The organism is Chitinophagaceae bacterium, from assembly GCA_007695095.1.
In the GTDB taxonomy this organism is placed as follows: domain Bacteria; phylum Bacteroidota; class Bacteroidia; order Chitinophagales; family REEL01; genus REEL01.
Genome location: REEL01000127.1, coordinates 14,773 through 27,815 on the forward strand (window position 1 = coordinate 14,773; position 13,043 = coordinate 27,815).

At 34.2% G+C, this 13,043-nt stretch carries 10 protein-coding genes; all 10 read right to left on the reverse strand.

Translation table 11 applies throughout. The annotated features are described in order from the left end of the window. Positions 1–21: 21 nt before the first annotated feature. Positions 22–1,566 carry a PAS domain S-box protein gene (locus EA412_10120; protein ID TVR77758.1) on the reverse strand — a complete coding sequence of 515 codons (1,545 nt, stop codon included), beginning with the start codon at positions 1,564–1,566 and terminating at the stop codon, positions 22–24. A gap of 33 nt (positions 1,567–1,599) precedes the next feature. Then, entirely contained in the window at positions 1,600–2,028 is a 429-nt protein-coding gene (locus EA412_10125) for a response regulator (protein ID TVR77759.1), read from the reverse strand. A 38-nt stretch (positions 2,029–2,066) separates the two neighbouring features. Continuing rightward, on the reverse strand, positions 2,067–5,531 hold the full coding sequence (locus tag EA412_10130; protein TVR77760.1) for a PAS domain S-box protein: 3,465 nt from the start codon (positions 5,529–5,531) through the stop codon (positions 2,067–2,069). A gap of 161 nt (positions 5,532–5,692) precedes the next feature. After that, positions 5,693–7,120: a hypothetical protein gene (locus tag EA412_10135; protein TVR77761.1), complete on the reverse strand. Its 1,428-nt coding sequence runs from the start codon at positions 7,118–7,120 to the stop codon at positions 5,693–5,695. Positions 7,121–7,184: 64 nt separating this feature from the next. Beyond that, positions 7,185–7,781, reverse strand: coding sequence for a penicillin-binding protein activator LpoB (locus EA412_10140; GenBank protein ID TVR77762.1), 597 nt, complete (start codon positions 7,779–7,781; stop codon positions 7,185–7,187). A 203-nt stretch (positions 7,782–7,984) separates the two neighbouring features. Beyond that, positions 7,985–8,905 (reverse strand): DoxX family protein, encoded by a 921-nt coding sequence (locus EA412_10145; GenBank protein TVR77763.1) that lies wholly within the window; start codon positions 8,903–8,905, stop codon positions 7,985–7,987. 3 nt (positions 8,906–8,908) lie between these two features. Then, entirely contained in the window at positions 8,909–9,496 is a 588-nt protein-coding gene (locus EA412_10150) for a DUF899 domain-containing protein (GenBank protein ID TVR77764.1), read from the reverse strand. 131 nt (positions 9,497–9,627) lie between these two features. After that, complete coding sequence (locus EA412_10155) at positions 9,628–10,854, reverse strand: alanine dehydrogenase (protein TVR77765.1); 1,227 nt, start codon at positions 10,852–10,854, stop codon at positions 9,628–9,630. 2 nt (positions 10,855–10,856) lie between these two features. Beyond that, complete coding sequence (gene tsaE, locus EA412_10160) at positions 10,857–11,300, reverse strand: tRNA (adenosine(37)-N6)-threonylcarbamoyltransferase complex ATPase subunit type 1 TsaE (protein ID TVR77766.1); 444 nt, start codon at positions 11,298–11,300, stop codon at positions 10,857–10,859. A 33-nt stretch (positions 11,301–11,333) separates the two neighbouring features. Then, complete coding sequence (locus EA412_10165; protein TVR77767.1) at positions 11,334–12,890, reverse strand: PglZ domain-containing protein; 1,557 nt, start codon at positions 12,888–12,890, stop codon at positions 11,334–11,336. Positions 12,891–13,043: the final 153 nt, after the last annotated feature.

Below are 13,043 nucleotides of genomic sequence, written 5' to 3' on the forward strand. Positions count from 1 at the left end.
GCGTTCATGCTAAAAATAGATTTATTCATGGTTTGGAATGGAGAAATAAAAAGTTGCTCCTATATTTGGCTTTCCTTCTGCCCAAACTTTCCCATTGTGCTTCTCTACTATCAACTTTACTATGGCCAAGCCCACCCCTGTGCCATCATATTCGCTCTGAACATGGAGTCGTTGGAAAAGATTAAACAACTTATTTACAAACTTCATATCAAAACCTGTTCCGTTATCATTCACCCTAAATACGATTTCCTCATTTTTTGTTTCAGTTTGAATACAAATTATTGGTTTATCTTTTTTTGAAGAATACTTTACCGCATTTGAAATTAAATTCACAAATACTTGTGTCAACATAAATTCATCACCGTAAACAGCGGGGAGCTTATCGATTTTAAATTGTACTTCTTTAGACCCGTTATATCTGTATTCACTGCAAATTCCATTTACAATTAAATTGGTGTTAACTAGATTTTTCTTAACCAGAGTCTTTCCAATTTTGAAAAAATTCAACAAGTTTTTAACAATATCCTGCATTTTTTCGGTGCTCTTCATAATATTGAAAAGGTAGATTTTGCCTTTTTCAGACAAAGTATCTTTGCTTTCCATTTGTAATAATTGGGCAAAACTGAAAATATTCCTTGCTGGCGCTTGTAAATCGTGTGAAACTGAGTAGGTAAATGCTTCCAGTTGTTGATTGGCTTCTGTGAGTTCATGCGTTCTTTTATTAACCCGCTCTTCTAATTCAATATTTAACTGACGCAGCTTTTCTTCACTTTTTTGAAGATTTCTTTCTGCTATCAATTTAGCAGTGATATCTGTTGCTAAAATCAAACTTGCTTGTTTTCCATCAAACTTAATTCTACTGTTTTTTATTTCTACATAAATTATATCGCCATTTTTCTTGACATGCCTTTGGACATCGTCATATTGACCTATTAATTGCTTATCATAATTATGTTTTTTTATTTCATCCGGCTTAGATTTATTGTCCGCTTCAATATCTGCTAGTGATTTTTCTAAAAATTCTTTTTTTGAATAACCATAGTGCTGAATAGCCGCATTATTTACACTTAATATTTCTGCTCCTGCCAAACTGCAAACCCACATAGGCAAAGGACTAAGATGAAACAAATTTCTATAGTTTTCTTCTGAACTTCTAAGCTGATTACTTGTTTTTAGCCTTTCTATACTGTATAAAATTGTCTTTTTTAAATAAGATGCATTTAGCTCATCTTTTAAAAGGTAGTCAGAAGCACCAAGTGAAAGCGTTTTTATTCCAAAACTTTTATCTTCAAATCCGGTTAAAACTATTACCGGAGCTATTCCGGCTAATTCAACTATTTCAATGACCAAGTCCTCTCCTTTGGCATCAGGTAGCGATAAATCTAAAAGAATTACGTCAAAACTAATTTCACCGGAAGTCAATTGCAATTTTGCACTTTTTAGAGTTGAGACATGAATGATTTCAGATGACATCATTTCTTCTTCCAGGTAATCTTTAATAAGAACAAAATCACCTTTATTGTCTTCAATTACAAGTATTTTAGAGTTTCGAAAGCTTGAAATCATTGAACTTTATTTAAATATAGTTTTAGTAAAAATTTAATAGGGTAATTTAGCAGTTCTCGACCAAAACAACTCAATTTTTTTAATCACATCAGCATAATCCTTTGGCGATTTAGGTTTAGAGATAAAGCAACTGGCATAGTTGAAATAAGCCAAATCTATATCTTTCTGATCAGTTGAATTCGAAAGAACAATTACCGGGATATGCCTTAGCTGCTGATTTGATTTTAATTGTTTCAAAATTTCAAGCCCTTTAAAATCAGAAGTAAAGCTATCTAAAACGATTAACTCCGGAATTTCTCTTGCTTCATAAGGCGGATTCCCTTTAATAAAATCCATTGCATCCCTTTCGTTTGTTATTACTTCAGATATATTAATGAAGGCACTGTTTTTAAATGATCCACTTTTATTGATGACCCCACCCTCATTGGATTCTATAAATAAAAGTTTTACAGCTCTACTCATAATTTCACATTAAAATACATATAAATAAAGTTATCCTTTCAAGTAAGTGAATTGCCGGCAAATCTCTTATTTATGGAAAACGTAAAGTTTGCGCCTTCCCCCTCTTTTGAATCCACTTTTATGTTACCTCCATAAAATTCAACAATTTTTTTACAAATTGCAAGACCCAAACCTGAACCTGAATATTCATCTGAACCATGTAATCGTTGAAATAAATCAAATATTTTTTCATGAAACTCAGGATCTATACCTATTCCATTGTCTCTTACAGAAAATAACCATTCATCTTTTGATTCTGAAACTGTAATTTTAATTTCAGGTGTTCGATTGTTAGCGGAATAATTTATTGCATTCCCAATCAAATTTTTAAACAATTGATATATAGATGTTTTTGAGGCGCTAATCACCGGTAAGGTATCTTTTGTAATTTTAATATTCTTTGCTTCTATAGAGTCCGCATAAATCTTTAAAACATTTTCGACTATTTCATTCAAATCTACTTTTTGTGGTTCTTCAGCAATTCGGCCTGTTCTGGAGTATTCCAATAAATCTAAAATCAGCTTACGCATATTTTTGGCTCCGCTTACGGCAAAATGTATATACCGACGGCCTTTTTCATCTAATTTATCGTTATACTTATCTTCGATTTTAGTTAAAAAACTGGTAACCATTCTTAATGGCTCCTGCAAATCATGAGAGGCAACATAGACGAATTGCTCCAGTTCTTTATTGGCATTTTCCAGTTCAAGAGCTTGTTCGTTTAAAGACTTGTTCAGGTTTATCAATTGCCTGCTTTTCTGTAATAAAGCATCCTCAGCTGTTTTTCTCGCTGTGATATCAATTCCGGCACATTGCATTTCAATGGGGTTGTTTTTTGAATCTGTAAAGCAAACAAAGTCCCAAAGTGTTGTTTTGACACCACCATCTTTTGCAGGTTTATCAATATCTACCTGAAATACTTTATTAGGTGTTTCAAAACACTTTTGAACAGTTTCTGCTACTCTTTCATGATGGTATGGCAAAATAGATTCCATGCAATTTATACCTAGCAAATTTTCATTATTATGTACCCATCCAAAATCTTCTTTAAACTTATCGTTGTAAAAGGTATAATTACCTTCTAAATCCGTTCTGAGTATATAATTTGTCTGAGAATCTATCACTCCTCTAAAGCGGGATTCACTTTTTCTCAATTCTTCTTCAGCCTTTTTTTGGTTAGTAATGTCCAAAACAGTTGAAATCATAAGGTTTTGCTCATAAAGAGGTATGTTTTTAGCCGTAATAATTTTCTTCTTTCCTTCCTTAGTTGTAATAGTTACACCTTCCCAGTTCATTCGCTCCAGATCCCTGCTCTTAATATCATCTAAAATTCTTTTTTTAATTTTATTCCTTTCTGCTTTATCGGGGTACACTTTTTCAAAAAAAGTATTTACATCTGACAGTTCCTCTTCCGGCCAACCATATATTTTACAGAAGTTTTTATTCATGAAAGTAGCTTTGCCGTCTTTTATATTGTTTACAGAGATACCAATAGGCAAGTTATGAATTGTAGTTTCTATAAATTTATTTCTTTCCGTTAGTGCTAATTCAGCTTTTTTCTTCTCCGTACCGTCTCTGGCAACACAGTACATTAATTTATCTTTTTTATGCCATTTTGCAGACCATATCATGGGTATCCGCTTACCATCTTTTCTTATATAAATGTTTTCAAAATTAGTGACATCATTGCCGGCCGTAACCTTTTCAGCTACAATTTTTGTTTTATCAATATCAGCCTGATCTATAAAATCCATATAATTTTTTCCGATTAATTCTTCAGGCTCATAACCCCATATAGCTAAAGTGGCAGCACTTACAGAGACAAATATACCGTCCCCATCAATGGTGCAAATCACATCGAGTGACTGATCCATTATATTCTTTAATTGACTATTCGTTTTTTCTACCTGATTAAGTGTAATTTTTTGATTCAGTTGCAAAATCAGGTTTTTAATGATTGCCTCAGTCATTAATTCTTCTTCTTCTTCTATAAATGAAGCATTTTGTTTTTTGCCTTTAGTTTGAGAAATTGATACCACTAATTCAACCCCATTAATGGTTTTTCCCTCTTTTGTAAGATTACTCTTTGCATGTTTAAAATTCTCTGATTTAAAATGTTCATTCCCATATTGAATAAACACCTCAGTCATCGCAGGGTTTTGAAAGCCTTCCGGCAAAATTTTTAACGCTTTTTCTAAAAGCTTTTTCTCTGATAATTTAGAGCTGTTTAATTGTGATATTTTATACAAGCAAGCTTGTTCCTTAACCCGCTCGTTAAGCTTGATAACTAAGTCTTTATTTTCTTTTTCAATCTTTTTTTGATTGGTAATATCAATCATCACTCCCCTGATAATAGTGGGTGTCCCATTTTCACTAACAACACTGACAATATCCTCCAACCAAACTACCTTTCCGGCTTTACTTATCATTCGGTATTCAAACTTATGGTCTAAGCCTTTTTTTACCTGAGCCATACAATATTCCAAAGCATAGGACTTATCTTCGGGGTGTATATGGTCCAGCCAAAAGGTTTTACTACTATACCATTCTTCCTGAGTATAACCTAAAATATCTTTTAACTGTGGACTTACATAACTAAAGGTGAAATCATCTGCTTTAGCTTCCCAGAAAATGCCATTTACCGAATTAATAATCGATTCAGTTTTAATTTTTGACTGCATTAAATCAAACTCCTGAGAATAAAAATGAGTAAGATCATTTATAGATACTACCGCTCCTATAATATTACCTGCATTGTTTTTTGCCGGAGTATACTTTAAATACAAATACCTTTCAGAGCCATCGGGAGATTTAACGGTTATATTCTCTTCTACTGGCCGGCCGGAAAATACTTTTTCAAATATTTTTTTTAAATCCGTTAACCTTTCCTTTGGCGTTAAATCTAATATTGAATCGCCTCTTTTTACCTGCCCGGAAAATAAGAGTTTAAATTGTTCTGAATCTCTTTTGTTTGTTGATACTACATTGAGGTTTTTGTTAATCAAAAACAAACTCTCTAAGCCACTTTCAAACATAAAGTTTGCCTCTGCCGTCGATTTAAATCCCCTTTCAGATAAATCAGGCAAAGAATGCATGAGGTATTCGCGCTTTTCATCGGTTTCAATTAGTGGGATTGTTACAGAATTAATATAATAAATATCCCTGTTAGCTGCTTGATCTCTTACTATTGAATATTCTCTTATATCGGATGTTATTGATTGATTAGATTTAAAACTTTCATTAAGCTCTGTAAAGACGTCGGATGCGTCAAAATCCTTTCCAAAACATGCCGTATTTACAACTACCTCAATAAAATCCTTATTATATACATCTTTTAACTCCAGACTAAAAGTATCTGCAAAAGATTTATTGATATCAATAACTACAAATTTTTCTTTTTGTTTCTTTAATAAGATGGCCGGATAAGGCAGTGAGTGAAAAATTTTATTTGAATTATTATGCATTTGGAGAAGTCGGTTTTAACTAGAAGTATTACCATATTCAATTAATATAATAAGTAGCTTATTGTTAATTAGTCTATTTAACATCAGATAAACAACAAGCTATATTATTTATCTGCTAATATAAGTGTTAAATAGTTTTAAAACAAAAAATGAATCTTAAATTAATTTGACAAAGAATGTCGTGGAAGGAAAGTCCTGTGAGAATAAAATGTGGTTCTGTTATTTCTGATATTGACCTTTATCGGACGGGAATTTACCTGACGGTCAATGTGAGTTTCAAAACTTAGAGTTTGTTCTCCTTCCGGTAAAGAAATTCTGGTATAATGAATTTTTGCCGGTAAGGTTTGCCAATTTCGGGTATCTGCTTTTTCTGTTACAGCATTTGCTATTGAAACGGCCAGTCCCAATCCGGGATTTACTTCTCGTGCTGCTATTTCAGTAATTTGTTTCAAAGCCAGTCGCAGTAAAGCGCTTCCCATTTCCCGTAAAAATCGATCATTCAAGCTTTTTTCAGCAATTGCATCTATGTTTTGAGCCAGCTCAAGTTCATAGCTTTGATTACCTGACCTTATCACTCCTCTGCTAAACGTTGAAGGTCTTGACTTAAGTTTTGGAAAAGCTACCCGTACAAATTGCAAATCTGTCAATTCAGCTTCCCTTTTGCTATCTCCAACATAAAAAGGAAAACTAAGATTAAATTCTTCATTTACAAAAGTAACATAACCTCCTTGTCCTCTCATAACTGTAAAGTTAATGCTCCATTCATCTTTTACAGGACCCAGTCCGTTGTCCCAAAACACAACCAACTCTCCCCCGTCAGTCGGTCGCTCATATTTCATATTAAACTGATTGCTGTAAAAGTTATAATCTTCCCGGAAACCGCTTCGGTGAGCAGCTCTCAGCAGGTCTTTTTTTAACTGTTTAGGCGCGCTCAAACCATAAAAGTTAGTATAATCTTCACTGTAAATATTATATGCATTTCTGTAAGCAATAAAGGCATCATTATACTCGCCGGCTGCATCATAAATTATTCCCATCAGATTATGACCAAAAGCATCTCTTTTGTAAACCATTTCTCTGCTATATGTGTCCTGCAACTCTAAAAGCTTTAAGTTCATCCTGCGAGCTTCTATCAGTGCTGCTTCATGATTATTGAGATGCAAAAAATTCAGTGCATTGTAATAATGAATCAGTACAATTTCATAATCTTCACCGGGATACGGTTTTACAGTTGGGTTTGAAACAGAGGCTAATATCTCTGCCCGCCAATTTCTCCTAAAATCTTCAGCAAAATAATCTGCCTTAGTAAAATATTCTACACTTTTGCTATACTCACCTTTTAAATGATACAACATTCCGGAGTTCAGATAATACAAAAGCTTTACACGCTTCCTTTTAGCCTTTTTGTTTTTTTGATGAACCTCCAGTGCCGATGTTATCTCTCCTTTTTCAAACTTTTCCTGAAATTCAAGATTACGTTGATAATAAGAGGCACATGAAATTGTAAAAAAAAGTAAAAGTAGAAAAACAAAGCTTTTTAAAACTGCCTGTGGGTTACAATATTTTTTATACATGGATGTAAAAACCATTTTACTCGTAAACGAATAGAAAAGAATTTGAAAAAAGTCCCGGCAAATAACCGGGACTTAAATATTAATTTTCAATAAACTTCTTAATCGCTTTTTCTCCTAACCAAACGATTTCATTAGTCTCGATATCCGTCATTGACAGATTTACCTGATAAGTAACTGTTTTTCTATTTCTGTAAGAATCAACTATAGAGTTAATCGTTCCTTGCATAATATAATCTGCACCTAATTCCTTTGCCCATCTGGCTGCTGAGGACTCCGATGCAAATTCTGTCTGATCGGCTCTTTCTTCTCTTAATTCGTCTCTCGCATCTCCACCTACCACTAAGCGAATTAATCCGGAATTAATAAATGAACGCTCAATATTTCTGATAAAAGTTTCCGAAGCAATATGCTCATGGCTTCTGTTTCTTACCAAACCGACAACAATTACAGGTTCTCTGTTATTTCTGGTCTCAAATCTGGTTCTCCAGGGACGGTTTAAAGCATCATTAACCATTTCCTCAGCTACTAATCTGCTATCTGTATCATTCCAACGACCACTTAAGTCAATCGTTTCTGATGGGTCAATACGTTCAACAGTTCTGGATGTAGAACAAGAGGCAAGGATAAATACCGCTGCTAAAAGGAAAGATGCTGAAAGTAAGTTCATTTTTTTCATTGGTTAAATTTTAAATTGAAAAATAGTAATGTAATGGTTTATTAAAATAACTTTTCTAAACGAATATATACATATCTGTCTCTAATGTAAAAACCGTACCAAAAATACGTTTTTTATAAAGAAAAAAAATACAGAAAAAGTATTGCTGTGATAAATGAAAACAATTTATCATTCTATCCCAATCATGAATAGACAAAAAAAGATTAATCCAGATAAGTTTCCAGCACCTTTAATACATATTTTTCCTGAAAAGTGCTGCCTGTCCAACGATATTTAACAATCCCGTTATCCAGCAATAAAATACCGGGAAAAGACCGCGCCCCATTTATCACAAAGATGTTATTCGAATTTACTTCATATAAAGGATATTCAATACCGGCCTCTTCCATCAGAGAAATAGTATAATCAGCTTCCCCGGAACTGATTACAAAAATAGACGGTAAGTCGTTGTTTTTGTCCATTAAAGCAATCTTATGCAAAGCAATTTTGCAAAATCTGCACCCTGCCAGTAATACAGGAACAATATACTGTCCACTTTCAATATCCGGCTTCTGACTTCCGAAAAAAGGGTAGTCAACAAGGATTTCATTTTTAAAAGCATAAGGCTCAAAATCTGAAATTTGCGGATTAAAAGAATGTGCATTCACCGGATTTAAAATAAAAGGCAGAACAAATGCAGGCAGTATAGCTGAAATTGATATCCATTTAATCAGTAAAGACTGAGGTTTAAAAGGGTGCTTTTTAATCAAAAGCACTAATAATGCAACTATGAGTATGTTTTTCGATAATGATACTAAAGGAGTTAATTGAAAATGTTCTCCCATACAGCCACAATTAGCCGTTAGTCCTTCAGTAAAGGCCAGGTAAATAATATAAATGGACAGAAATATTACTAAGCCAATTGAAAAAATCAGTGTCTTCTTCAATTGAAAAGAAGTAATCAGAAAAAATCCAACTAAAAACTCCAGTCCAATTAACAATCTGGCCAAAATAGTTGAGAAGGTTAAGCTGCTGATTCCGATTTCTACAAAAGAAAATTCAAAAAACTCTATGGGGTGTACTTTTAGCGACCCGGAAACTATAAAAAATACACCTAATAAGATTCTTAGTATGATGAAAGGCATTATTTATTTTTTAGTTTTCAATTGATAGGAAGGCCCCCATTTTAAATCCTCTGAATTTAGCATAGCAAAAACATCCCATAAGCTGCAGTAATTATCTCCGGGTCCAAAAAATGCTCTTGATGTATGCATAATTCGTCCTGATTTTTCCTTTTTAAAAACAGATATACCGGGATAGGAGTGATTTCCGGAAAAAAAACCAACGTCCTTTTTAAATGTATTTTCTTTAGAAGAAGCTATCTCAAAAGTCCACTTTCGCTTTTCGGCAAATTCACTCATTTCTTTATAGCTATCTGAGGAGACAACTACAAAACCGGCTCTGTCTTCAAAATAAGCAGTCATTCCATTCAGTCCATCGGCCCATAAAGTGCAATAAGCACAGGACTTTCCCATATTGTGAATAATAATGAGCTCATCCTTGTCTCCAAAAAGTTCACTTAATGCGACAGAGTCTCCATTCTTATTTATAAACAAATAATCTTTTACTTCCTGAAAAGGAACTTGCTTTCTCAAAGCACTTAACTCCTCCTTTTTCAGCATTATTTCTTTTTCAAGTACTTCGATTTTTTGATGAATAGCTAACTCTTTTTGCATAATTTAAAATTTTCATCAAAGTTAATTACAGTTTGAATAAAACAGTTTGGATAAAAAATATTTATGGTCTAATACAGAAAAAAGAGAAACATCTAATCCGGCACCTATATCACTTTACTCCTTTCTGAATACTACATATTTGACATGAATAGCAAATCAAGATGTGTAAAGTTCAGGTCAAACAAATTACCAATATGCTGATTCGTCAATCGTCCCCGGTAAACATAAACTCCATTTCTCAAATGCCTGTCAACCTGTAACATTTTCTCAAAACCACCGTATTCACTTGCTTTCATCAAAATATTCGGGCCTAAAATATTACTAAGTGCATAGCTGGCTGTCCGGCCAACTCTGGAAGGTATATTTGGAACACAATAGTGAACTACATCATATTTTTTAAAGGTTGGATTGTTATGTGAAGTCACATCTGACGTTTCAAAACAACCTCCCTGGTCTATACTTACATCAATAATTACAGAACCGGCTTTCATTTTTGAAACCATTTGCTCAGTTACCAGCATAGGGCTTCTGCCATGCTCAGAGTGGACAGCACCCACTACTACATCTGCATTTTTTATTTCTTCTGTTAACACTTCAGGCACTATGGTTGAAGTAGATATACGGCTGGCAATATTATTTTGCATCCGCATGAGCTTGTAGATATTATTATCAAAAACCCGAACTTCAGCCCCAAGTCCCAAGGCAGTTCTGGCAGCAAACTCGCCTACAACTCCGGCTCCAAGTATAACTACTTTTGCCGGTAAAACTCCGGAGATACCACCAAGCAAAACTCCTTTACCGTGAGGCTTACCACTTAAAATTTCTGCTGCTATCAACATTACAGAACTGCCCGCAATTTCACTCATAGAACGTACAAAAGGGAAAAACCCGGAATCATCCTTCACATATTCCAATGCCAAAGTGGTCACTTTTTTTTGCATTAACTTTAACACACACTCTTTTTTCAAAGTAGGAAGGTGTATCGGGGTAATCAGGATTTGATTCATCTTAAGATACTCGATGTCTTTCTCAGATGGCGGAGCAACTTTTAAAATCACTTCAGCCTCATAGACCTTCTCTTTGCTGAAAACTATTTCTCCCCCGGCTTCCATATACTCATTGTCATAGAAATGTGCCCCTTCTCCGGCTTTTGATTCAATAAGCACTCGGTGCCCGTTATTCACCAATAACTTTACGGCATCGGGGGTCAAAGAAATTCTACTTTCCTGAAAAGCAGTTTCTCTGGGAATCCCGATAAACAGGCTTTGCATATTTCTGCTCTTCAGTTTAGGCTTTTCCTGAACATCAATATTTTCTTTTTGTTGATTTTGAGGATCTGAGGGTTTTTCTTCAAACATGCTTAGTCAATTATTAATTTACGGCTGCCATTTGCGTTTACAAATATACTTATGTTTATACATTTTTCCGGTAAAATATCGGCGGCAATCTCCGGCCACTCAATAAGACATACCGTTTTATCTTCATCCCAATACTCTGTCAAACCAATTTCGTGTGCTTCATCTATATGCTTTAGTCTGTATAAATCCATGTGATAGGCTTTTCTAAAATCAGCATCATTCAATTTGTATTCGTTAACAATTGAGTACGTAGGACTGGAAAAGTCGGATTCCAGTTGAAAATTTATAAGAATCTCTTTAATAAGAGTGGTTTTTCCGGCTCCCAAGTCTCCTTTAAAAGTCATAAAAAAAGTATCTTTTAACATCTCAGACAGCAATTTTCCTACCTCCGGCAAATCTTGCTCGGTATAGTTTTCAAAAATTTTACTATTGCTTACGTTTTCCAAGACTTTTTCCTAAAGTTAATAAATTTTCTACAATCACTTTCGGTTTGTAAAAACAGAAAAAGGAACGACCATTTCTTCCAGTGATATTCCACCGTGTTGGAAAGTATCTTTAAAGAATTTCACGAAATGGTTGAAGTTGTTTGGGTATACAAAAAACAAATCTTCTTTGGCAAAAATAAAGGAAGAGCTCACATTTGTTTTAGGCAATTGAAACTCATGAGGATTACGGGTAAATAAAACATCCTTTTCATTAAACTGAAGGTTTTTACCTGTTTTGTACCGGATATTTGTTGTCGTATTTCTATCACCGACGCATTTTGAAGCTTGCTTCACCCGAATCGTACCGTGGTCAGTTGTAAATACTACTCTGCATGGATTTGAGGCGATTTTTTTCAAAGCATCCAATAATGGAGAGTATAAAAACCAGGATTTGGTAATTGAACGATAGGCTTTTTCATCACCGGCAAGTTCTTTTAATACCTCCATCTCAGTGCGGGCATGAGAAAGCATATCCACAAAATTATAGACTATTACATTAAGCTTATTATTTGAAAGGTTTTGAATATTATCTACTAAAGCTTTGCCGTTTTGGCTGTTTGTGACTTTTTGGTATGTCCATTTAATAGTGTCTGACAAATTGGATTTTAAAAAATTATTCAGCAGTTCTTTTTCATATAAATTCTTTCCGCCCTCTTCCTCATCGTTTTTCCAAAACTCAGGAAGACTTCTGTCAATCTCTAAAGGAGTCATACCGGCAAACATAGCATTTCTGGAATACTGAGTTGCCGTTGGCAGAAAGCTGTAAAACCCAATCTCACTTTCTTGCCTGAAGTATTGTTCCACTATCGGCTGTATCACTTTCCACTGATCATATCTTAGATTATCAATTAAAATCACATAGGTGGGCATATCATCCGACAATACCGGGAGCAAATGTTTTTTAAATAAATTATGGGAAAGCATGGGAGCCGAATCTTCAGATTGCATCCACTTTTTATAATTTCCGATGATAAACTTTCCAAACTCAACGTTTGCTTCTTGTTTTTGCATGGACAAAACTTCCTGCATTTCATCAGATTGTGTTTTGTCCAATTCTAATTCCCAATAGATTAGCTGCTTGTAAATATCAATCCATTCATCTGCATTCGGGTTATCCTGAATTTTCATAAATATCTTCTGAAACTCCTGTTGGTAGGCCATGTTAGTTTTTGCAGATACCAGTCGCTTATTATCGATAAGTTTTTTTAGTGTGAGCAGGATTTGGTTGGGGTTCACCGGTTTAATCAGATAGTCTGCAATTTGATTCCCTATTGCATCTTCCATTAAATCCTCGGCTTCATTTTTAGTAATCATCACAACCGGCAGAGAAGGCTTTATTTTCTTAATCTCGGCCAGTGTTTCCAGACCACTGAGACCGGGCATGGATTCATCGAGCAAAACTACATCTACCTTACCTTCTTTGCATATTTCAATAGCATCAGAGCCATTATTAATTCCCTGAACCTGATATCCTTTTTGTTCTAAAAATAAAATCTGTGGTTTCAGAAGGTCAATTTCATCATCTGCCCATAATATCTTTATTTCATTCATGTATTTTAGTTAAATTTTCATCGTTAAAGTAAAATCTTACAGGTTAAACGGCTTTTTAATTTTTATCGGTATATGAGTCTAAGCAATTTTAAGTGATTTCTTTCTATTAACCGAAAATATTGAGGGGAAAATAGGCGGGGTAGAAGACCCAAG

Coding starts and splice junctions, on each gene's coding strand:
- EA412_10150 (TVR77764.1), bottom strand. CDS start 9,496: ATGCAAAAAGAGTTAGCTATTCATCAAAAAATCGAAGTACTTGAAAAA.
- EA412_10125 (TVR77759.1), bottom strand. CDS start 2,028: ATGAGTAGAGCTGTAAAACTTTTATTTATAGAATCCAATGAGGGTGGG.
- EA412_10155 (TVR77765.1), bottom strand. CDS start 10,854: ATGTTTGAAGAAAAACCCTCAGATCCTCAAAATCAACAAAAAGAAAAT.
- EA412_10130 (TVR77760.1), bottom strand. CDS start 5,531: ATGCATAATAATTCAAATAAAATTTTTCACTCACTGCCTTATCCGGCC.
- EA412_10165 (TVR77767.1), bottom strand. CDS start 12,890: ATGAATGAAATAAAGATATTATGGGCAGATGATGAAATTGACCTTCTG.
- EA412_10145 (TVR77763.1), bottom strand. CDS start 8,905: ATGCCTTTCATCATACTAAGAATCTTATTAGGTGTATTTTTTATAGTT.
- EA412_10135 (TVR77761.1), bottom strand. CDS start 7,120: ATGGTTTTTACATCCATGTATAAAAAATATTGTAACCCACAGGCAGTT.
- EA412_10140 (TVR77762.1), bottom strand. CDS start 7,781: ATGAAAAAAATGAACTTACTTTCAGCATCTTTCCTTTTAGCAGCGGTA.
- EA412_10120 (TVR77758.1), bottom strand. CDS start 1,566: ATGATTTCAAGCTTTCGAAACTCTAAAATACTTGTAATTGAAGACAAT.